The sequence below is a fragment of the Mycobacterium asiaticum genome (assembly GCF_001673315.1).
GTDB lineage: Bacteria > Actinomycetota > Actinomycetes > Mycobacteriales > Mycobacteriaceae > Mycobacterium > Mycobacterium asiaticum_B.
Genome location: NZ_LZLQ01000111.1, coordinates 61461 through 83679, shown reverse-complemented (window position 1 = coordinate 83679; position 22219 = coordinate 61461). Strand labels below are relative to the sequence as shown.

18 protein-coding genes are annotated in these 22219 nt (G+C 66.7%); 5 read left to right on the top strand and 13 right to left on the bottom strand.

Features of this window, described 5'->3' with window-relative positions:
• Nucleotides 1-5: 5 nt before the first annotated feature.
• The 9 genes from A5636_RS17305 to A5636_RS17265 all read right to left on the bottom strand — a co-directional run bounded on the left by A5636_RS17305 (nucleotide 6) and on the right by A5636_RS17265 (nucleotide 9028).
• The gene (locus A5636_RS17305; RefSeq protein WP_065159864.1) at nucleotides 6-1163 is read right to left on the bottom strand and encodes a virulence factor Mce family protein; all 1158 of its coding nucleotides are present in this window, start codon (nucleotides 1161-1163) and stop codon (nucleotides 6-8) included.
• Entirely contained in the window at nucleotides 1160-2635 is a 1476-nt protein-coding gene (locus tag A5636_RS17300; RefSeq protein WP_065159863.1) for a virulence factor Mce family protein, read from the bottom strand. Before A5636_RS17300 ends, A5636_RS17305 begins: the two co-directional genes overlap by 4 nt.
• Entirely contained in the window at nucleotides 2632-3693 is a 1062-nt protein-coding gene (locus A5636_RS17295; protein ID WP_065159862.1) for an MCE family protein, read from the bottom strand. The genes A5636_RS17300 and A5636_RS17295 overlap by 4 nt, the downstream gene beginning before the upstream one ends.
• A complete protein-coding gene (locus A5636_RS17290; protein ID WP_065159861.1) occupies nucleotides 3683-4735 on the bottom strand; it encodes an MCE family protein in 1053 nt (350 codons plus the stop codon). Before A5636_RS17290 ends, A5636_RS17295 begins: the two co-directional genes overlap by 11 nt.
• Nucleotides 4735-5937 carry an MCE family protein gene (locus A5636_RS17285; RefSeq protein ID WP_065159860.1) on the bottom strand — a complete coding sequence of 401 codons (1203 nt, stop codon included), beginning with the start codon at nucleotides 5935-5937 and terminating at the stop codon, nucleotides 4735-4737. Before A5636_RS17285 ends, A5636_RS17290 begins: the two co-directional genes overlap by 1 nt.
• Nucleotides 5938-5942: 5 nt before the next feature.
• Nucleotides 5943-6785 (bottom strand): MlaE family ABC transporter permease, encoded by an 843-nt coding sequence (locus A5636_RS17280; protein ID WP_065159859.1) that lies wholly within the window; start codon nucleotides 6783-6785, stop codon nucleotides 5943-5945.
• A gap of 45 nt (nucleotides 6786-6830) precedes the next feature.
• Nucleotides 6831-7595 (bottom strand): MlaE family ABC transporter permease, encoded by a 765-nt coding sequence (locus A5636_RS17275; RefSeq protein WP_065159858.1) that lies wholly within the window; start codon nucleotides 7593-7595, stop codon nucleotides 6831-6833.
• Nucleotides 7596-7892: 297 nt separating this feature from the next.
• On the bottom strand, nucleotides 7893-8801 hold the full coding sequence (locus tag A5636_RS17270) for a 3-oxoacyl-ACP reductase (protein WP_065159857.1): 909 nt from the start codon (nucleotides 8799-8801) through the stop codon (nucleotides 7893-7895).
• A gap of 35 nt (nucleotides 8802-8836) precedes the next feature.
• Nucleotides 8837-9028, bottom strand: a complete 192-nt coding sequence (locus A5636_RS17265) for a ferredoxin (RefSeq protein WP_065159856.1) — start codon at nucleotides 9026-9028, stop codon at nucleotides 8837-8839.
• Between the two features lie 226 nt (nucleotides 9029-9254).
• Here A5636_RS17265 and A5636_RS17260 point away from each other — a divergent pair, with 226 nt between their 5' ends.
• The 5 genes from A5636_RS17260 (at nucleotide 9255) to A5636_RS17240 (ending at nucleotide 17195) form a co-directional block, all read left to right on the top strand.
• The gene (locus A5636_RS17260) at nucleotides 9255-10436 is read left to right on the top strand and encodes an acyl-CoA dehydrogenase (RefSeq protein ID WP_065159855.1); all 1182 of its coding nucleotides are present in this window, start codon (nucleotides 9255-9257) and stop codon (nucleotides 10434-10436) included.
• Nucleotides 10437-10459: 23 nt separating this feature from the next.
• Complete coding sequence (locus A5636_RS17255; RefSeq protein WP_065159854.1) at nucleotides 10460-11545, top strand: acyl-CoA dehydrogenase family protein; 1086 nt, start codon at nucleotides 10460-10462, stop codon at nucleotides 11543-11545.
• A 177-nt stretch (nucleotides 11546-11722) separates the two neighbouring features.
• Nucleotides 11723-13225 carry a long-chain-fatty-acid--CoA ligase FadD17 gene (gene fadD17, locus A5636_RS17250; protein WP_065159853.1) on the top strand — a complete coding sequence of 501 codons (1503 nt, stop codon included), beginning with the start codon at nucleotides 11723-11725 and terminating at the stop codon, nucleotides 13223-13225.
• A gap of 176 nt (nucleotides 13226-13401) precedes the next feature.
• Nucleotides 13402-16518 carry a PE family protein gene (locus A5636_RS17245; RefSeq protein ID WP_065159852.1) on the top strand — a complete coding sequence of 1039 codons (3117 nt, stop codon included), beginning with the start codon at nucleotides 13402-13404 and terminating at the stop codon, nucleotides 16516-16518.
• A gap of 56 nt (nucleotides 16519-16574) precedes the next feature.
• Nucleotides 16575-17195 carry a hypothetical protein gene (locus A5636_RS17240; RefSeq protein ID WP_253900626.1) on the top strand — a complete coding sequence of 207 codons (621 nt, stop codon included), beginning with the start codon at nucleotides 16575-16577 and terminating at the stop codon, nucleotides 17193-17195.
• On the opposite strand, the gene A5636_RS17235 is transcribed toward A5636_RS17240, so the two are convergent.
• The 4 genes from A5636_RS17235 to A5636_RS17220 all read right to left on the bottom strand — a co-directional run bounded on the left by A5636_RS17235 (nucleotide 17184) and on the right by A5636_RS17220 (nucleotide 22174).
• Nucleotides 17184-18731: an acetolactate synthase large subunit gene (locus A5636_RS17235; RefSeq protein WP_065159850.1), complete on the bottom strand. Its 1548-nt coding sequence runs from the start codon at nucleotides 18729-18731 to the stop codon at nucleotides 17184-17186. The two genes, A5636_RS17240 and A5636_RS17235, sit on opposite strands and share 12 nt — an antisense overlap.
• Nucleotides 18728-19558: an amidohydrolase family protein gene (locus A5636_RS17230; protein WP_065159849.1), complete on the bottom strand. Its 831-nt coding sequence runs from the start codon at nucleotides 19556-19558 to the stop codon at nucleotides 18728-18730. Before A5636_RS17230 ends, A5636_RS17235 begins: the two co-directional genes overlap by 4 nt.
• A gap of 130 nt (nucleotides 19559-19688) precedes the next feature.
• On the bottom strand, nucleotides 19689-20456 hold the full coding sequence (locus A5636_RS17225) for a fructosamine kinase family protein (RefSeq protein ID WP_065159848.1): 768 nt from the start codon (nucleotides 20454-20456) through the stop codon (nucleotides 19689-19691).
• Between the two features lie 68 nt (nucleotides 20457-20524).
• Nucleotides 20525-22174, bottom strand: coding sequence for an acyl-CoA synthetase (locus A5636_RS17220; RefSeq protein WP_065159847.1), 1650 nt, complete (start codon nucleotides 22172-22174; stop codon nucleotides 20525-20527).
• Nucleotides 22175-22219: the final 45 nt, after the last annotated feature.

Here is a 22219-nt window from a genome sequence, read left to right as displayed (position 1 = left end):
CGCCTCTACTGCGACGCCGTGCCGGGCGGAATCTTGAACGGGTCGGCCGCTTGTCCGGACAGATTGGCCAGCTCGCCCGTCAGGAAGTCGGGCGGATTGAGCACTTCCTCCATGTGCATCATGTTCGGGTCGAGCGCGTAGGACGTGGTGAAAAACGTCTCACCGAGCCGGCGCAACGTCAGGTCGAACGTGGTGAATACGTTGAGGTAGTCACCGCGCACCGCCTGCTTGATGCCGAAGTTGGGGAACGGGAACGTAAGCATGATCTGCAACGCGGTCACGAAGTTCTTGCGGCTGTCGTTCAGCGCCTTGAGCACCGAATACAGGTCTTTCAGGTCGGCGGCCAAGTCGACTTTGGTCTTGGACAACACATTCGAGGTGACCTGCGCCAGTCTGCGCAGCGCGGAGAACGCTTCGACGATGTGGTCCCGATTCTTGTTGAGCACCCGGAGCGCGTCCGGCAAGGTGTCCAGCGCCCGGCCCAGATTGTCCTTGTCGCGCGCCAATATCGAGGAGAACCGGTCGAGGCCTTCCACCGCGGTGACGATGTCGTTGACCTGTTTGTTGAGTCCGGATGCCAACTCCGCGAGGCGGGGCATCAGGTCGCGGAACTGCCCCTGGCGTCCCGCGACGGCGCGGTATGTCTCGTCGGTGATCTCTTCCAGCGCGCCGACGTTGCCCTTGTTGACCACCACGCCCAGCGCCGAAAACACTTCTTCGGTGGTCGGGAACCGGCCGGTGCGGGACTCCGGGATGCGGGACCCGTCGCGCAACTTGCCCTTGGCGGGAGGTTGATCGGTGGGTGCGGCTAGTTCGACGTGCAAAGATCCCAGCAGTGATGTCTGGGACACCTTGGCGGTGGCGTTCGCCGGCAATACGACTTGCTTGTCCAGCGCCAACTTGACCGCGGCGTAGAACGATCCGTCGGCCCGCTGTTCGGCGGCGATCCCAGCCACACTTCCGACGGTGACATCGTCGACCATGACCGGCGAATTCTGCGGCAGCGTCGCCACGTCCGGCAACTCGATGGTGATCGAGTACGCGCCGCTGCCGTGCCCGGCGGTACCGGGCATCGATAGCGAGTTCAACCCCCCGAAAGAACAGCCGGCGAGCAGCGTGCTGCTTGCGATCAGCACGGTGCCGCGCAACCAGGCTCGTCTCATCGCCCGGCTCCTTGTTCGGCGGGCAACGGTGCGACCGGGGCGGGCGGCGGGCCGGGTGCAGCGGCAGGTGCCGCGGGCGCGGGCGGCGGGCCGGGTGCAGCGGCAGGTGCCGCGGGCGCGGGACCCGGCGCCGGGCCGTACCCGGGAGGTGAACCCGCTGCGGGACCGGGCCCGGGGGCCGTCGGGACCAATAGGCTCTGCAAGTCCGTGGTGTTGCCGCCGGGCGCCGGGGTCCCGGATCCCTTCGCGGGGATCCACGTCAATTCCGGAACCGGCGTCTCGGCTTTGGCCTGGGTCGCCGGGGTGTCATAGATGATCTGACCCTTGTAGGCCGTGATGGTGTTGAGCGGGTGGAACATGATCGGCGGGAAGTTAGCGGTGAGCCGGCGCAATACCGGGCCCAGGCGTTCGCGGCAGAACTCGGCGCGGCGGAAGTAGTCCGGTGCCGACGGCCCGCCCTGGGTGTCGAACGATCCGCCGCAGATGAACTGCACCGGGTTGGTGAAGTTGGGCAGCGAGAGCAAACCGTTCAAGGTGCCCTGAGCGGGGTCGTAGATGTTGTAGAAGTTGGTGATACCGGGACCCGCGACGTGCAGGACCTGCTCGATGTTCTCGCTCTGGTCGCTCAATGTCTGGGTGAAGTCGGTGAGCTGATTGACCGTTTCGATCAACGTCGAGTTGTTCTCGTGCAGGAACCCGCGGACATCCGAGAGCGCCTGATTGAGCGTGCCCAGGGTGTTGTCCAGATTGCGCGAGCTGTCGGCGAGCACCTGCGACACCGATGCCACATGACCGGCGAACTGCACGATCTGCTCGTTGCTCTGTGACAGCGCATCGACGAGTATCTGCAGGTTCTTGACGGTGCCGAAGATGTCGCCGCGTGAATCCCCGAGTCGCCCAGCGACTTGCGACAGTTCCAACAGGGCGCTGTGGAACGAGTCGCCGTTGCCGTTCAGGGTGTCGGCTGCCTGGTTGATCGCCTGGCCCAACGGCCCCTGCAACTCGCCCGCGGCGGGACTGAGCTGAACCGACAGCTTCGTCAGCGCTTCCTTGACCTCGTCCCACTCAACTGGCACCGCGGTGCGCGACAGATCGATGCTGGCACCGGCGGACAGCGCGGGGCCGCCGGTATATGCCGGGGTGAGCTGAATGAACCGGGCCGCCACCAAGTTCGGCGACATGATCACGGCCTTGGCTTCGGCCGGGATCTTGATGTCCTTGGAGACGTTCATGACGATCTGGACGTCCGACGCCCGTGGCTCGATCGACTCGATCTCACCAACCGGGACACCGAGGATGCGAACCTCGTCCCCCGGGTACAGGCCGACTGCGGACGTGAAGTACGCGGTGAGCTTGCGACCGCTGCTGCCCGCGGAGAACAGCGTGTAAGCGCCGCCCAGTAGCGCCGCGACGAGCGCGACGATGGTGACGGTTCGCAATCCCTTGCGCCCGAAGCGCTGCTTTGTCGTCATGGGGACTTCGGCCTGATCGTCCAGCGCTCCTGGATCATGCCGCGCAAGTAGTCGGCGAGGCTGTCCGGCAGCTTGCCCGGCTGGAAAACGAAGTCGAACATGGTCGCCACCAGGGGCGCCGGGATGGCACCGAAGACGTTGACGTTGAACCCAGGTCCCGAGCTGACCACCTCGCCCAGAGTGGTGGCGTAGGTGGGCAGCCGCTTGAGGGCCTCGGTTATGTAGTCGCGACGCTCGTTGAGGTTGGACAGCACCTGGTTGACCTTGGTCAGCGCCGGACCGAACTCCTTGCGGTTGTCGTTGACGAAACCGGACAGCTGCGCGGAGACGTCGTCGATGCCGGAGATCAGCGCGCTCAGCGCGGCGCGTCGCTCGTCGAGCGCGGCGAACAGCTGGTTGCCGTCCTCGACCAGGCTCTTGACTTGCGCGGCCCGATCCGACAACACCGTCGTCACCGACTTCGCGTGCGCCAGCAGGGTTTGCAACGCTTCGTCCCGGCTGTTCAAGGTGCGGGACAGCGTCGTCAGGCCATCCAGCGTGCCGCGCAAACCCGGCGTCGCGTCGTGCAGCGTCTCGGTCAGCACCCGCAACGCCTGCTCGAACTGGGGCTTGTTCAGGTTGTTGGCGTTCTGGCCCAGATCCTCGAGTGCTCCGGCCAGGGTGTACGGCGTGGTGGTCCGGCTCAACGGGATCGAGGTGGCGTGCCCGGATCCGGCGGGGCTGACCGAAATCGAGCGCTCGCCCAAGATGGTGTCGGTGCGGATGGCCGCCAGCGATTGGTCGCCGACGTTGACGTGGCGGTCCACGTCGAACACGATCTTGGCGGTGGCGCCGGCCAGGCTCACCTCGGTGACCTTGCCCACCTTGACGCCGGAGACCAGGACGTTGTTGCCGGGTTTGATACCGCCCGCGTCGCTGAAGTAAGCCTGGTAGCTCCTGCCCTGCGGCCAGAAGGGCAGCTTCGAGTACCCGAATGCGACGAGCATGACGGATACCACCACGACCAGGCCGATCACGCCGGTGCGCAGCGGGTCACGGTCCCGTGAGTTACTGGGCAAAGGCGCACCTCCCTTTACTGGGATCGACCGAGCCGCCCAGGCCGAGTCGAATGTCGGAACCGGCCGGCCCGTTGATCTTGATGGTGACCGAGCAGAAGTAGATGTTGAAGAACGACCCGTAGGTACCTAGCGCGGCCAACCGGAGGTAGTCCTCGCCAAGCTGCTCGACGTCGTTGTTGATCTCCGCTTTTCGGCTGTCCAGTTCGGTGGCAAACGGCCGCGCGTTTTCCAGGAGACCTTGGAGCGGTCGGCGCGAAGTCCGCAGCACCTCAGTGAGGTCTGTGACGGTCGACGCCAGCGGCGGAATGGCACCGGCGATCGGATCGCGGTTCTTGGCCAGCCCGTTGATCAACTGCTGCAGCTGGTCGACGCTGGCGGAGAATTTGGCGCTGCGCTCGTCGATGGTGCCCAACACGGTGTTGAGGTTGGTAATCACGTCGCCGATGAGCTGGTCACGTTTGCCCAGCGTCGACGAGAAGGCGCTGGTGTCGGCCAGCACGTCGGCCAGCGCGCCGCCCTGGCCCTGCAACAACTCGATGACGGCGCTGCTGATTGTGTTGAGCTTGTCGGCGTCCAGTCCTTTGAGGACCGGCTTCAAGCCACCCAGCAGCGCGTCGAGATCCAACGCGGGTTGGGTGTGCTGGGAGTTGATGGTGCCACCGGCCGGCAGCTTGCGCAGCTCGCCGGGTCCGGAGGTGATCTCCAGGAAGCGGTCGCCGACCAGGTTCTCGTAGCGGATCACCGCACGGGTGGACGAGTACAGCGTGTAGCGGTTGTCGACGCCGAACGTCACGTCGACGGTGTTGTCCGGGTTGAGTTTGACACCCGACACCGCACCGACCGGCACGCCGGCGATGCGCACCTTCTGGCCGCCCTTCAACTTGGAGGCGTCGATGAAGGTGGCGTGGTAGGTGTTCTCCGAACCGAACCGGAAATCGCCGAACACCACTACCAGCGCTGCGCTCACCAGCAGCATCACCACCGCGAAGACGCTGACCTTGATCACCATCGACCGGTGCGATGGCATGCCGCCGCCGGCCATCAGAAATCGTCCCGTTCTGCGAACGCGCCGTGGAACAGGAACTGCAGGGTCGACGGGGCATCGAACTGCACTTCGGTGAACGGCTCGTAGGGGATGAGCGCATTGTCGGTGACCAGGAACGGCGCCCGGTAGAACGACCCGCCGGTCTGCTTGGTCGGGATGTCCGGCAAGCCGCGGCAGTTGGGGCCGCCGGACGCGTTCACGATGGGCAGGCTCTCCGGATAGGTGTAGGAGGGCGCCCCCAGGACGAAGCTGGACGACGTGAAAAGACCGGCTTTACGGACCCCGATCAAGGGGGCGAACTCCTTGACGCCGCGGTCGATGCCGGCCAGTAGGCAACCGAATTCCGGCGAGTAGTCCGCTGCCACCTTCAGCGGAGCCCGCAGCCTGTTGATGGTGGCGATCAGATTCTCTTCGGCCGGCGCCAGCGTCTCGTAACCGTTGTTGGCCAGGCCGATCGTGGCCAGCAACGTGGTGTTCAGATTGTTCTGCTCGTCGACGACAGTTTTACTGATGGTCGGGAGGTTGCCGATCACCGTGTTGAGGTCGGGAGCGGCGTCACCGTAGTAGCCGAGGGCAACCGCGGCCTGCCGAATATCCTCGTGCAGGGCGGGCAGCTTCGGATTGGCTTGGCGGGTAAGGGTGTTCAGCCCCGTCAACGTCGCACCCAGATCGTCGCCGTGGCCACGCAGACCTTCCGACAACGCGCTCAGTGTCCCGTTCAACTCCACCGGATCCACCTTGTGCAGCACGTTCATCAGCGACTGGAACAGCGTATTGACTTCCAGCTGAACGGCTTTGGCTTCCACCTGGGCGCCCGGGCGCAACGCGGTCCGCGCCGGCTCCTTGGGCGGGATGAACTCCACCGATTTGGCGCCGAAGATGGTGTTTCCGGCAATGTGCACCGGTGCGTTGGAGGGGATGTAGCGCATTTCGCTGCTGTTGATGGCCAGGACCAGCCGGGCTTGATCGCCGCTGTAGGTGATCTCCTCCACCTTGCCGACCTGGATGCCCCGGAACTTGACCTTGGCACCCTTTTCCATCACCAGCCCGGCCCGCGGCGACGAGACCGTGACGGTCTCGGTCGACGTGAACGCGGCCGTATAGGACAGATAAGTCAGGACCGCCGCCGCCACCAGGAGGCCCGCCAGCACCGCGGCAGCCACCCGGCCTGCCGTGCGTCGTGATCCGGTGCCTGCCATCGTCGTTATCCCGAGAGGTTGAAGTTGCCGGACGCGCCATACACGGCGAGTGAGATGAACAGCGTGATGACGACCACCACGATCAGTGAGGTGCGCACCGCTTGCCCGACAGCGATGCCGACGCCGACAGATCCACCGCTGGCGTTGTAACCGTAATAGGTATGGACCAGCATGACCGCGATCGACATCGCGATCGCTTGCGCGAACGACCACAACAGATCGGACGGGATAAGGAAGGTATTGAAGTAGTGGTCGTAGAGTCCGGCGGACTGCCCGTTGATGAACACCGTGGTGAACCGGGCCGCGAAGAACGCGGCGAGCACCGACAGCGAGTACAGCGGAACGATCGCCACCAGCCCCGCGATCAACCGGGTGGACACCAGGTAGGACACCGAGTGCACCGCCATGCACTCCACCGCGTCGATCTCTTCGGACACCCGCATGGCACCCAATTGCGCGGTAGCACCGGCGCCGATGGTGGCGGCGAGCGCAATGCCGGCGATCACCGGGGCGACCACGCGGACGTTGAGGAACGCCGACAGGAATCCGGTGAGGGCCTCGATCCCGATGTTTCCGAGCGACGAATAGCCCTGCACCGCAATGACGCCACCGGAGGCCAGCGTGAGGAATGCCGCGACGCCGACTGTGCCGCCGATCATCACCAGGGCGCCCGCGCCCAGCGTCATCTCGGCGATCAGCCGGATTGTCTCCTTGCGATACCGGGTAAGCGCGTTGGGGATGTAGCGCATCGTTTCGCCGTAGAACAACGCCTGCTCGCCGAAGCTGTCGACCGGTTCTTGGAACCTCGAGAACAAGTTGCGTAGGCGAAAGGTGACGTCGTAGCTCATCGCATGCTCACCATCGCTCGTCCGTCGCCATTTGTTACCTCGTCCCTACTTGGCCGAGATTCTGACGCCGATGGCGGTCATTACCACGTTGATGACGAACAGACAGATGAAGGCGTAGACGACGGTTTCGTTGACGGCGTTCCCGACCCCCTTGGGTCCACCCTTGACCGTCAGGCCGCGATAGCAGCCGACCAGCCCGGCCATCACCCCGAACAACAGCGCCTTGACCTCGGCGAGGATGAGTTCACGCAGTCCGGTCAGCACTGTGAGCCCGTTGATGAACGAACCCGGGTTGACACCCTGCAAGAAGACGGAGAAGGCGTAACCACCCGACAGGCCGATGAGGCACACGAGCCCGTTGAGCAGCAGCGCCACCAGTGTGGAGGCCAACACCCTGGGCACCACGAGCCGCTGGATTGGGTCGATGCCCAGCACGCGCATGGCGTCGATCTCTTCGCGGATGGTGCGCGCCCCGAGGTCGGCGCAGATGGCGGTGGCCCCCGCGCCGGCTACGACGAGCACGGTGACGATCGGGCCGAGCTGGGTGATGGTGCCGAATGCGGTTCCCGCGCCGGACAGGTCGGCCGCACCAATCTCACGCAGCAGGATGTTCAGCGTGAATGCGACGAGCACCGTGAACGGAATGGAGACCAACAGCGTCGGGACCAGCGACACCCGCGCGACCATCCAGGTCTGGTCCAGGAATTCCCGAAACTGAAACGGCCGCCGGAAGGCGGCACGAGCAGTCTCGATCGCCATCTCGAAGAAACCACCGACGCCCCGAGCCGGTACCGCAAGCTTCTGCAACAACCTGCGTCCCCCAATCTGTTGCTCGCGGCGAATCGTTATGCCCTGAACACACCGTTGGTTGACTCGTTGCTTGGTGTGAGCCGGCTCATACTAACTAGAACAAGTTCCGAGTGTCGATGAACCCCGGAATATTTGCAGCAAATATGCCTAGCTGGTATTTCCTCTCTATCTGCGTCTATCTGCGCCTAGCCGCGTCTATCCGCGTCTATCCGCGTCTGTCCGCGTCTATCTACGCCTATCTATGCCTAGCCGCGTCCGTCTGCGTTTACGCTGGGGCGCTCTTCCGCGAACGATGAGTCAGCCCATCACGCTGGTGGCGGCAAAGTTCAGCTCCGGGTCGCGATCAGCAAAATATCCCTGCAGCGTCGCGCTCAGCTGGCCGGGATCCCAGGCCGAGGCATCCGCATCAAACTGGTGCTCGACGGTCGGCGCGGCAACCAGGGTGACGCGCGGGCCGTAGACGATGAAAACCTGGCCGTTGACTTCGGCCGCAGCGGGTGACGCCAGGAACTGCACCAGGGTCACCACGTGCTCGGGCGACAGTGGATCGATGTCGGCGTCGTCGGGGGCCGCTCCGAAGACGTCGGCTGTCATGGCGGTGCGCGCCCGGGGGCAGATGGCATTCGCGCACACGCCGTAGCGGCCCAGCGCCCGAGCCGCGGACAGCGTCAGCGCGGTGATCCCCGCTTTGGCGGCGCCGTAGTTGGCCTGACCGACTGGTCCCACCAGCCCGGCTTCGGAGGAGGTGTTGATGATCCGTCCGAAGACGCGGCCCTCCGACGATTCCTTGGCCTTGCTGCGCCAATAGGTGGCAGCGTTACGGGTGAGCAGGAAATGGCCACGCAGATGGACGGCGATGACCTGGTCCCAGTCCTCGTCGCTCATGTTGAACAGCATCCGGTCGCGAGTGATGCCGGCGTTGTTCACCACGATGTCCAGGCCACCCAGGCCGTCGGCCGTGCTGAGCAGTTCATCGGCGGTGGATCGTTGACTGATGTCGCCGGCGACCGCGATCGCCTTGGCGCCGGCCGCGCTGATCTCGTCGATGACGTCGGAACCGTCCAGACCGGAGGCGATGTCGTTGACGACGACGGTGGCGCCCAGGCGGGCGAGGCCGACCGCTTCGGCGCGGCCCAGGCCCGCTGCGGCGCCGGTTACCACCGCCACCTTCCCGGACAGATCGGTGGCGTTCGTGCTGCTACTCAATTTATGAATACCTCTAGTTTCGGGTTATCTGCGGTCTAGTCCTCGCGCAACAGCGCCGCGCGAGGGCATTCGACGATCGATTGCTCAGCCAGATCCTCCTGATCGGCAGGGATCGGATCGGTCTTCACGACCGCGTAGTCCTCGTCGTCCAGATCGAAGATATCTGGCGCAATTCCCAAGCACACGGCGTTACCTTCGCAGCGGTCACGGTCCACTTTTACTCGCACGGCATCCTCCTTGAACCTGGGCTGAAGTTAGGAAACAGGCCTTGTCCGAACTCGATCAGTATGTAGCACCACCATATGGTCCCGGTACGTCTGAGGAAACGGTCGCTGGATTCCCAGACTAGAACGTGTTACAACCGGGGAGACGAACGGGTGGCCGCCGGCATCGATTGCTGCGGTTTCGCCGGACATTGCTAGTGACACGATCGCTTGATCGGAGGCGGCGGGAATGCGCATCAGTTATACCCCTGAACAGGAGGAGCTGCGTCGCGAACTGCGGTCGTACTTCACCAAGCTGATGACCCCCGAGCGGCGGGAAGCGCTGAGTTCGGTGCAGGGCGAGTACGGCACCGGCAACGTCTACCGCGAGACCGTCGCGCAGATGGGCAAGGACGGGTGGCTGACGCTGAACTGGCCGGCGGAGTACGGCGGCCAGGACCGCTCCCCGATGGACTCGCTGATTTTCACCGACGAAGCCGCCCTAGCGGGTGCTCCCGTCCCCTTCCTGACCATCAACAGCGTGGCGCCGACGATCATGGCGTTCGGCACCGATGAGCAGAAGAAGTTCTTCCTGCCCAAGATCGCCGCCGGAGAGCTGCACTTCTCGATCGGCTACTCCGAGCCCGGTGCCGGCACGGACCTGGCCAACTTGCGCACCACCGCGGTCCGTGACGGCGACGACTACGTGATCAACGGTCAGAAGATGTGGACCAGCCTGATCGCCTACGCGGACTGGGTGTGGCTGGCAGTGCGCACCAACCCCGACGCCAAGAAGCACCGCGGCATTTCCATGCTGGTGGTGCCGACCACGGCCGAAGGCTTCTCCTGGACCCCGGTACACACCATGGCCGGACCGGACACCAGCGCCACCTACTACACCGACGTGCGGGTGCCGGTGACCAACCTGGTCGGCGAGGAGAACGCCGGCTGGAAGCTGGTGACCAACCAGCTCAACCACGAACGGGTCGCGTTGGTCTCCTCGGCGCCGATCTTCTTGGCCCTGCGTGAGGTGCGCGAGTGGGCGCAGATCACCAAGGACTTCGGCGGCTCGCGCGTCATCGATTCGGAGTGGGTGCAGATCAACCTGGCCCGGGTGCACGCCAAGGCCGAAGTCCTCAAGCTGATCAACTGGGAACTGTCGTCCTCGCAGAGCGAGTCCTTGTCGCCGGCTGATGCCTCAGCCGCCAAGGTGTATGGGACCGAGCTGGCCACCGAGGCCTACCGACTGCTGATGGAGGTGCTCGGCACCGGCGCCACATTGCGCCAGGACTCCCCCGGCGCACTGCTGCGCGGCCGGGTGGAACGGATGCATCGGGCGTGTTTGATCCTGACCTTCGGCGGAGGCACCAACGAGGTCCAGCGCGACATCATCGGCATGGTCGCGCTGGGTCTGCCGCGAGCCAGCCGCTGATCTCCCTGTAAAGGACGGACATCATGGATTTCTCGACTACCGAAGCGGCCCAGGACCTCGGGGGCCTGGTCGACACCATCGTCGACTCGGTCTGCACGCCCGAGCATCAGCGCGAACTGGACAAGCTGGAGCAACGGTTCGACCGCGACCTCTGGCGCAAGCTCATCGACAGCGACATCCTCTCCAGTGCGGCCGCCGCGCAGGTGGGCGGCGACGGCTTCGGCGTCCTCGAGCAGATCGCCATCCTGGTGGCGCTCGGACACCAGCTGGCGGCGGTGCCGTACCTGGAGTCGGTGGTACTGGGAGCGGGAGCGCTGGCCCGGTTCGGCTCCGAGGAGCTACAGCAGAGCTGGGGCTCCCCGGCGGTGCGGGGTGAGAAGGTCCTGACCGTCGCGCTGGACGGTGAGATGGGCGAGGGTCCGGTGCAGGCGGTTGACGGCCGCCTGTCCGGCAGCCGCACCCTGGTGTTCTACGGCCCGGTTGCGGATGCCTTCCTGGTGCCTGCCGAAACCGAGTCCGGCACGTCCGTTTTCGTCGTCGCCGCCGACGACCCGGGAGTCACGGTGACTGCGCTGCAGAGCACCGGCCTGGGCAGCGTCGGACAGCTGGCGCTGGATGGTGTGGCAGTGGACGCCGGTCGTCGGGTAGGCGGCGCCGATGTGCTCGTCTGGCTGCGGACGATTGCCACGCTGGGCCGCAGTGCCTATCAGTTGGGCGTGCTGGAGCGGGGCCTGCACATGACCGCCGAATACGCCCGCACCCGTGAGCAATTCGACCGTCCGATCGGCAGCTTCCAAGCCGTCGGACAACGGATGGCCGACGGTTACATCGACGTCAAGGGGCTGCGGTTGACGTTGACCCAGGCGGCCTGGAAGGTGGCCGAGGATATTCCCGCGGAGATGGACGTGGCGTCCGCGGCATTCTGGGCCGCCGATGCCGGCCATCGGGTGGCGCACACCATTGTGCACGTGCACGGGGGTGTCGGCGTGGACACCGATCACCCGGTACACCGATACTTCCTGGCAGCCAAGGAAACCGAGTTCGCGCTGGGCGGCGCCACCGGGCAGCTGCGGCAGATCGGCCGTGAGCTGGCCGAGACGCCCGCCTGAGCCGCATCGCCGTGCGTGCAACTTTCGGCGCCGAGCGTGCAGCTTTCGGCGCCGTGCGTGCAGCTTTCGGCGCCGAGCGTGCGGCTGGCTTCACGTTCGGCGCCGAGCGTGCGGCTGGCTTCACGTTCGGCGCCGAGCGCGCAGCCAGTTTCACAGCCGAGATGACGAGGAAGTGATTTGAGCGATCCCACGGTCACTGACCTGCTTCGGCCGCTGGCCGAAATCGACGACCGCGGTGTCTATTTCGAGGACTCATTCACCAGCTGGCGAGACCATCTGCGGCACGGCGCCGCGATTGCCGCCGCTTTGCGCGCCCGCCTCGACCCCACGCGTCCACCCCACGTCGGCGTGCTGTTGCAGAACACGCCGTTCTTCTCGGCCATGTTGGTGGCGGCGGGCAAGTCGGGCATCGTGCCGGTGGGCCTGAACCCGGTACGCCGGGGCCCGGCACTGGTCCGCGACATCGAGCACGCCGATTGCCAACTCGTCCTTGCCGACTCGGGGTCGGCGGCGACCCTGGACGGTATCGACCACATCAACGTTGACTCCACATCGTGGTCCGACGAAGTCGCGGCTTGCGCAGATGCGCCGCTGACGTTTCAATCTGCCTCTGCTGCAGATCTTTTCATGCTGATCTTCACCTCGGGCACCAGCGGTGAGCCGAAGGCGGTCAAGTGCAGCCACGGCAAGGTGGCGATCGCCGGCGTCACCATGTCGCAACGCTTCGAGCTGGGAGCCGACGACGTCTGCTACGTGTCGATGCCGTTGTTCCACTCCAACGCAGTGCTGGTGGGCTGGGCGGTGGCCGCGGCGTGCCGGGGTTCAATGGCGTTGCGGCGCAAGTTCTCTGCTTCCGGATTCTTGCCCGACGTGCGCCACTACCGCGCCACCTACGCCAACTATGTGGGCAAGCCGCTGTCCTATGTGCTTGCCACCCCCGAGCAACCCGACGACGCCGACAACCCGCTGCGCGCGGTATACGGCAACGAAGGCGTCCCGGCCGACATCGAGCGCTTCGGCCGCAGATTCGGCTGCCTCGTGCAGGACGGTTTTGGTTCCACCGAAGGCGGAATCGCGATCGCGCGCACGCCCGACACCCCGGCGGGATCGCTCGGCCCGTTGCCGGACGGGATTGGAATCATCGACCCCGAGACCGGGGAGAGATGTCCGGTCGGGGTGGTCGGGGAACTGGTGAACACCGCGGGGGCGGGTCGGTTCGAGGGCTATTACAACGACGAGGCCGCCTCCGCCGAGCGGATGGCGGGCGGGGTGTACCACAGCGGCGATCTGGCGTATTGCGACGAGAACGGCTACGCGTATTTCGCGGGGCGACTCGGGGACTGGATGCGAGTCGACGGCGAGAACCTGGGCACCGCGCCCATCGAGCGGGTGTTGTTGCGCTACCCCGATGCCGTTGAGGTCGCGGTGTATGCGGTACCCGATCCAGTGGTCGGCGACCGGGTGATGGCCGCGGTCGTGCTGGCACCGGGCGCCGAGTTCGACGTGGACAAGTTTCGGGCCTTCCTCGCCGAACAACCCGATCTGGGGCCGAAGCAGTGGCCGTCGTATGTGCGCGTCAGCGCCCAACTCCCCCGCACCGCGACGTTCAAGGTGCTCAAGCGTCAGCTCTCAGTTGAAGGTGTCGAATGCGGCGATCAGGTGTGGTCGATCAACCACTGAGGCCGACACCACGCTGACGCAGATGAATTCAAGCGGATACCAGTCAACGAATATCGAAGGTTCCGGTCGAAATAACCGCGTGGGCCGCCCCCGTCGGCATTACCATCCGGTCAATTAATTCCACTCGATACCGCATGACCGATATTGAGTGGCCTGAGTAGGTGCGAGGTGGCCGGATGTCGTTCTTATTTGTTGCGCCCGAGTGGATGGCATCCGTTGCCGCCGACTTAGGGCGAATGGGTGCTTCGCTGGCCGCCGAGAACGCCGCGGCAGCGACGTCGACGACGGCGGTGATGACCGCGGCGGGCGACGAGGTGTCGGCGGCCATTGCGGCGGTGTTCTCCCAGCACGGCCGGGGCTATCAGACGCTGGTCAACCAGGCCGCAGCATTTCACAGCGAGTTCGTCCAGGCCCTCAGCGGTGGAGCGGCGGCGTACGTCGGCGCCGAAGCCGCGGCGGTGTCACCGCTGCAGTCCTTTCTGAACCAATTCAATGCGCCCGTGCAGACGCTGTTGTCACGGCCGCTCATCGGCAACGGCGCCAACGCGACGACGCCGGGCGGCAACGGCGCGGATGGCGGTTGGTTGCTCGGTAGCGGCGGCAACGGCGCGCCGGGTGCGGCCGGGCAGCCGGGTGGCAACGGCGGGTCGGCCGGGCTGTGGGGTAACGGCGGCTTCGGCGGCGCCGGCGGCACCGGCGGCGCTCGTGGCGGCAACGGTGGCAGCGGCGGATGGTTGCTGGGTGTAGGCGGCGCCGGAGGCAGCGGCGGTGTCGGTGCTCCCGCCGGCGGGCTCGGCGGTGCGGGCGGTACCGGAGGCAACGGTTCGATCCTGTTCGGTAACGGCGGCTTCGGGGGAGCCGGGGGTGAGGGCGGTACCGGCGGCGGCACCGGCGGGAACGGCGGCGGCGGCGGTAACGCGGGATTCCTGTTGGGCACCGGCGGTCAGGGCGGGGCCGGCGGACTTGGCAGCTCTGGCGCCGTAGGCGGCGGCGCTGCGGGCGCGGGCGGAAACGGCGGGTCCGGCGGGGCCGGCGGATTGTTTATGAACGGTGGCGACGGCGGCGCAGGCGGCCAGGGCGGCAACGGCGAAACCGGTCTCGACTCCCTCGATCCCGCGGCGCAGGCCGGCACCGGCGGCCTCGGCGGCAACGGCGGGGCAGGCGGCCAGGGCGGCGCCGGGCCGCTGCTATTCGGCCACGGCGGCGCAGGTGGACTCGGCGGAGAAGGCGGAACCGGCGGCACCGGAGGCTTGGGCGCCACGAGCGTGACCGGCATCGGCGGCACGGGAGGCGACGGCGGTAACGGCGGGGCTGCCGGCGCCGGCGGGTCAGGCGGCGCCGCGGGTCCCCTCTCCCATGGTGGCCTGTCGGGCGGTGCGGGCGCCGGTGGCACTGGTGGCACCGGCGGTCAGGGTGGAACGGGTGCCAACGGCGCTACCGCTGTCGGTTCGGGTACGGACGGCAACGCCGGATTCATGGGCGGCCAGGGCGGTAAGGGTGGCACCGGCGGTGCCGCGGTCGCGGGCGGCGTGGCGGGCAATGGGGGCCAAAGTGGCGGCGGTGGCCTCGGCGGCAACGGCAGCGACGGCACCGATGCGGCTGTCGGCGGCAACAACGGCGGCAAGGGTGGCGGCGGTGGGCAAGGCGGCGCCGCCGGCCTGGCCGGCGCGGCTGGTAGTGGAGGCGGCGGCAAAGCGGGCGCGACCGGCGCCGGCGGCAACGGCGGCCTGGGCGGTGACGGCGGCAACGGCGCCGCCGGAAACCCGGGCACCGACAACTCCGCGCACGTTAATGCCGCGGGTGGTGACGGCAACACCGGCGGCAACGGCGGTGGCGGCGGTACGGGCGGCGCAGCAGGTGGACCAGGCGGCACCGGCGGCAAGGGTGGGGACGGCGGCAACGGCGCTGTAGGCGGAGCCGGCGGCAACGCCGGCAGTAACACCGCCGGAGACGCCACAGCTGTCAGCGGTGGGAAAGGCGGCGCCGGCGGGGCGGGCGGCGCTCCCGGCGACGGCGGACTCGCCAACGGCGGCACCGCCGGCGCGCTGGGCAAGGGCGGCGATGGCGGCGGTGGCGGGGCCGGCGGCAAGGGCGGCACCGGCGCCGCTGGTGTCAACACCACGATCCCGACCACAGTTGGACAGGCCGCTGCCGGTAGTCCCGGTAGCCCGAATGGGACAACGCCTACGGGGGGCAACGGCGGTGCTGGCACACCGGGCAGCCCCACTACGGTGCCGCCCGCTCCCACTCAAGTTCAGCAGGGCGGCAACGGCGGAACCGGCGGCGCCGGTACGAATGCCGCGGATTCCGCAACCGCTTCCGGCGGAAAGGGCGGCTCGGGCGGCGCGGGCAGCGTTGTCGGGGGTCCCGGTGGCGATGGCGGGGCAGGCGGCAGCGCCACAGAATCCGGCGTGCATGGGACGGCCCAAGGCGGGCAGGGCGGGGATGGCGGTGCCGGCGGGCAGTTCGCGGCCGGCGGCAAGGGCGGGGTCGGCGGGGCCGTTACGGCGGGCAACGATGATGCAATCGCCAACGGTGGGGCTGGTGGCGACGGTGGTAACGCCACCAACGGACCCCTGGATCAAGGTGGTGGCGGCGCCGCTGGTGGAGCCGGCGGGAATGGGGGCACCGCGAGGGCAGACGGTGCCGGCGCGGTCGCCACCGGCGGTGACGGCGGTGACGGCGGCGACGGCGCCTCGGGCACGGTCAACGCCGGCAACGGTGGTCAGGGTGGTCTCGGTGGTGCCGGAGGCGCTGGCGGTGCCAATGGAGGAAAGGGCGGCGTCGGTGGCGCCGGGGGGGTTGGCGGCGAGGGCGGCACGGGCGCCAGCGGCGGCCTGGGCGGGAACGGCGGCAACGGTGGACAAGCACAAGGCAACATCGCCCATACCGGTGCCGGTGGCGACGGCGGCAATGGCGGGACGGGAGCGATCGGCGGCAGTGGGGGCGCAGGCGGCGGTGGCGGCCAAGGTGGCGCCTCGGGCGGCGGCGGCGCGGGCAACGGCGGCGCCGGCGGGGTCGGTGGCAGCGGTGGCGATGGTGGCACCGGCGGCAACGGCGGCACCGGCGGTAGCGGCTCCACGGTCGGCACCGGAGGCACCGGAGGCACCGGAGGCGCCAGCGGGATCGGCGGCCCGGGTGGCGCAGGTGGTCAGGCCGGGAACGGTAATGCCGGAGGCAGCGCAGGTGGTGGCGGAGCCAGCGATCCTGGCGATTCCGGCGGCGTCATCGCAGGCGGCGCGGGCGGAACCGGAGGAACGGGCGGCACTGCGGGCGCCGGCGGCATCGCTTGAGGTTGCGGCGCAACGACTTCGACGAGCTTGCGGCCGGCGTCTCGGCGACCGTCGGCATGGCAATCGCCTACCCGGGTCGAGACGCCGTCGACTTACTTGGCCACTGGACGACGGGTGTCGCGTGGTCAACCGTCAAAGTCCCGCTCGCCATCGCAGCCCTGCAAGCTGACCGTCACCGCGCAGAACTGGTAGTCAAAGCGATCACCGAATCCGACAATCCCGCCTCCGAGCAGCTATGGATGCAACTAGGGGAGCCGCCGGAAGCGGCACGGCAAGTCCAAGCCGTCCTTGCCGCAACAGGTGACACGTCGACCGTCATCGAATCTCAGCGCCTGCGAAAGGGTTTCACGGCCTTCGGTCAGACGGTGTGGTCCTTGGACCGGCAGGCACGGTTCGCTGCCAACCTGCCGGACGTCCCTGGCGCCGCCCCGGTCGTCGAGCTGATGAGACAGTTGGTGCCGCACCAGCGTTGGGGACTGGCCGCCAAAGACGTTGCCGCCAAGGGCGGTTGGGGACCGTTACCCGACGGCTGCTACCTGACCCGGCAATTCGGCATCGTCCCTGCCGACAGCGGCCATATCGGGGTCGCGCTGGCGGCCGAAGCCGAAACATTCGAGGCCGGACAGGTCGCCGTCAATCAGTTGACGGACTGGCTGTACGGCCACCTAACCCAGTAGCGAGGGAACCACCGCATCGATCAGATGGGGACCCGGTGCGGCGAAGGCGTCGCGCAGCGCGTCGACCAACTCCTCCGCCGTCGTCACACGTCGCGCCGGAACCCCCATACCCTCGGCCATCTTGACGAAATCCATTGAGGGACCGGATATGTCGAGAAGCTCCAGCGCCTTGGGACCAGGCGCTGACCCAGCCCCCACCCGCTGCAACTCGAGTCGCAAAATGTCGTAGGCGCCGTTGTTGTAGATCACCGTGGTCACGTCCAGATTTTCCCGCGCCTGTGTCCACAACCCCGAGATCGTGTACATCGCCGACCCGTCGGATTCCAGGCACAACACTGGGCGGTCGGGGGCGGCGACCGCGGCGCCTACCGCGGTCGGGATGCCGTAACCGATAGCTCCCCCAGTCAGGGTCAGCCAATCATGCGCTGGCGCACCGGCGGTGGCTTGCGGCAGCAGCAGACCCGAGGTGTTGGACTCGTCGACCACGATCGCTCGTTCAGGTAGCAGCGCGCCGATCACGCTGGCGGCCGAGGCGGCGGTGAGTTCACCCGACGGCAACTGCGGACGCGACGCGGCCGCCACCGGTGCGGTCGTGCCCGGGGCCAACTCCTCTGCCAGTACGGCCAAAGCCAATCCGGCGCCGGTCGTTTCGGCCAACACATGCACCGCACACCCAGCCGGCACCAAATCACTGGGCATGCCCGGGTAGGCGAAGAACGAAACCGGGGACTTGGCTCCGGCCAGCACCAGGTGCTTGGCACCGTCCAATTGAGCTGCAGCCGCTTCGGCGAAATAACCCAGCCGCTCGACGGCGGGCACACCGGCGCCGCGCTCCAATCGCGTCGGGAACGTCTCGCACAACAGGCGGGCGCCGGTTGCCTGCGCGATGCGCGCGGCCGCGGCCAACCCGGCCCCGCGGGTAGCGTCACCCCCGATCAGGATCGTCGTGGGTTCACCCGACCGCAGCACCTCGGCCACCGATCCGTCGTCTGTGCGTCCCCCCGTCCACGTCGTCGCGGCGGGCTTGACGGGCTCCGCCCCGTCGGACCAGGAAACGTCCGCGGGCAGAATCAATGTCGAGATCTGCGACCCGGAAAGGCAGGTGGCGATGGCCTCAGCGGTGTCGGTTGCGACGTCCGCGGTCGCGACCGTGCGCCGGACCCATCCCGATACGGTGTCGGCGACGGCGTCGATGTCGGATTCCAGTGGGGCATCGTACTTTTTGTGATACGTCGCGTGGTCTCCAACGATCACGACCATAGGAACCCGGGCGCGGCGCGCGTTGTGCAAGTTCGCCAGACCATTACCCAGCCCCGGACCCAGATGCAGCAGGACGGCCGCCGGCCGCTCGGCGATGCGGGCATATCCGTCGGCTGCGCCGGTGGCAACACCTTCGAAAAGAGTTAATACTCCGCGCATTTGATCAACGGTGTCCAGCGCAGCCACAAAGTGCATCTCCGAGGTGCCCGGGTTGGCGAAGCACACGTCAACGCCGCCGTCGACCAATGTGTTGATCAGAGCTTGGGCACCGTTCACGCGACTACCTTCCGTTGCAGCTTGAAAACCCGCTCGGCGTTGCCGTGCAGGAAGTCTCGACGAGCCTCGGCACTGAGGCCGAGTTCCTCCAGAGCGGCCAGAGCGTGGCTGTGGGTGATCATCGGATAGTTGGTACCGAACAGCACTTTGCGTTGTCCAGTACCGGTTTTCATGAACCGGACAAGTTCGGACGGAAGGCGCCCGAGCGTGTACGCCGACGTGTCGATGTAGACGTTCTCATGCTTGCGGGCCACCGCGACCATTTCCTCGGTCCACGGGTAGCCGACGTGCCCACACACGATCACCAATTCGGGGAAGTCGAGGGCGACCTGGTCGATGTAGGGAATCGGACGTCCGGTTTCCGACGGTTTCAATGGCCCGGTGTGGCCGACCTGGGTGCAGAACGGCACCCCGGACTCGACACATTGCGCGAACAACGGGTAATAGCGGCGGTCAGTCGGCGGCGCCTCCCACAACCACGGCACCACCCGGAGGCCGACGAATCCGTCGTCGACGCGGCGCCTGAGTTCGCGTACCGCTGTCATCGGGCGGTCCAGGTCGACCGTCGCCAAGCCGGCGAATCTCGTCGGATGCGCGCGGATCCACTCCGCTACTTCATCGTTGGAGACGAGGTCCTGACCGTGCGGTCCGAGCCAGGCGCTGAGCAACCCGAACTCGACGCCCGCGGCGTCCATCGCCTGGACCGTCACGTCGATCGGGATGTCGGTATCCGGCATCGACCCACCGGTCCAGCGTCGCAGCGAAGCCAACATCTCGCTGCGCAGGAACCGCTGTGTCGGATGCTGCATCCACACATCGATCGTCATATCGGACGAGATTAGCCCGTCGTCGGAGGCAAGTTTGGGAGCGGCGGGACAAGAACGGCGGGACAAGCGGCGGGAGAGCAGCGGGAGAGCGGCGGGAGAACGGCGGGAGAGCAGCGGGAGGAGAGGTGGATCAGGCACTCAACGCGGCGCGCGCAGCCACCCGCGTCTGCCCCGCGTACCCACTACCGAACAACACAACGTGCGCGAGCAATGGGAACAGCTGGTGCAGCCCCACCCGAGCGCGCCATCCGGGTTTCAGCGGGTGCACCGCTTCGTAACCGGCCACGATGTCCTCCTGGTGTGGGATGCCGAACAGCGCCAGCATCGCGAGGTCAGTTTCCCGGTGACCGCCGTGCGCAGCCGGGTCGATCAAGACCGCCCCGTCGGGTGTCCACATCACGTTCCCGCTCCACAGATCACCGTGCAGCCTTGCCGGGTGGTCGTCATCGTCATAGTCGCCGGCGCGGCACCGCGCCATCACGCCGTCGATAATTCGGCGGTCCGAGGCATCGAGCAGTGGGCCCGCGCGTTCGGTCATCGGAGCCAAACGCTCCTCGGCGTAGAACTGACCCCACTGGCGGTGCGGCCGAAGCGACATCGGTAGTGGCTGTGACAGCGGACCGAAAAATCCCTCCCCCTGCCAGCCGTCGGGGCCCGATCCGAAAGACGGCGCGCCCGCATCATGTGTGAGGGCGAGCTGACCACCGAACACCCGCGCCGCCTCGCGGTCCGGGGAAACCGAATCGAGCCGTCGCAGCGTCAGGCTCGTTTCGTCCACGGCGATGACTTGCGCGCAGGGCACGCCGCCGTCGACATCGGCCAGCCAGCGCAGCCCCGCGGCCTCGCACTCGAAAAAGCCGGCGGGCGCGCCCGGATTGCGTTTGACGAAGTCGCTCATCGAGATTCGACTCTAGCCGTCGGATCGCAAGCGCAGCCGAGACTAGCGCGCCTAGCGAGCGATCGGCATCAAGCGGTGGTCACGTGTGCAGCATGCACGTCATCGGCCGGCCGGGCCTCGGTCTGTTCCTTGGCCCACCGGTAATCCGGCTTGCCGGCAGGCGATCGCTTCACCTCGTCGACATACCAAAGGCTGCGCGGCACTTTGTATCCCGCGATCTCCGAACGCACGAAGCTGTCCAGTTCGGACAACGACGGTCGGGCCCCCTCCCGGGCCTGCACCACGGCGGCCACATGCTGGCCGTAACGCGGGTCGGGCACACCCACCACCAGAGCGTCGAAGACGTCGGGATGGCCTTTCAGGGCCGCCTCGACTTCTTCCGGGTAGATCTTCTCGCCGCCGCTGTTGATGGACACCGACCCGCGGCCCAACATGGTGACGCTGCCGTCCTCCTCGACCAGGGCCCAGTCACCCGGAATCGCATAGCGCACACCGTTGATCGTCTTGAACGTCTCGGCGGTTTTCTTCTCGTCCTTGTAGTAGCCGACGGGAATGTTGCCCTTCTTGGCGATGAATCCGCGTACGCCCGAACCCGGCTTGACCTCGTTGCCGTCCTCGTCGAGGACGACGGTGCGATGGTCGATGGTCACCCGCGGGCCACCACTGTGCGGGGCATCTTTGGCGACGATGCTGGTGCCACCGAAGCCGGTCTCCGAGGAGCCGATCGAGTCGGTGATGACCCGATTAGGCAGTAGCTCAAGGAGTTTCTCCTTGATGCTCGGCGAGAACAAGGCGGCGGTGCTGGCAAGCAGGAACAGCGACGAAAGGTCGTAGTCGTTGTCTTTCTGCAGCGCATCCAGTAGCGGCCGCGCCATCGCGTCACCGGTGAAGAACAACAGGTTCACCTTGTGTGTGTGAATGGTGCGCCACACCTCGTCGGCGTTGAATTCCGGTGCCAGCACGGTGGTTTGGCCGGAAAACAGCGACATCCAGGTCGCGGATTGGGTGGCGCCGTGAATCATCGGCGGGATCGGATAGCGGATCATCGGCGGGTTCGCCGCGGCGGCCTTGGCCAGGTCGTACTCGTCCTTGATGAATTCGCCCGTCGCAAAGTCGGTTCCGCCGAACAGCACCCGGTAGATGTCTTCGTGGCGCCACATGACGCCCTTCGGGAAGCCGGTGGTCCCCCCGGTGTAGAGGAGGTAGATGGCGTCGGCGCTGCGCTCGCCCAGTAGCTCAGTAAAGTCACGCTCGGGCGAGCTGTCGGCGATCGCCGAGTAGAACTCCACGCCACCGTAACGCTGGTAGTCGTTGTCGCTACCGTCCTCGACCACCAGCACCGTCTTGACGTTCGGGGTGTCCGGCAGCACGTTGGCCACCCGGTCGGAGTACTGGCGCTCATGCACCAACGCGACCATGTCGGAGTTGCCGAAGAGGTAGCGAAGTTCGCCTTCGACATAGCGGAAGTTGACGTTGACCAGGATGGCGCCCGCCTTGATGATGCCCAGCATCGCGATCACGATCTCGATGCGGTTGCGGCAGTAGAGCCCGACCTTGTCGTCCTTCTGCACACCCTGCTCGATGAGGTAATGCGCCAGGCGGTTCGCCTTCTCTTCCAGCTGGGCGTACGTCAACTGCTCGTCACCGCAGATGAGGGCTACACGGTCCGGCACAGCATCAATGGCGTGCTCGGCGAGGTCAGCAATATTCAGGGCCACGAACCCAAATTAGAACGTGTTACATTTCTTGACAAGCTCACACCC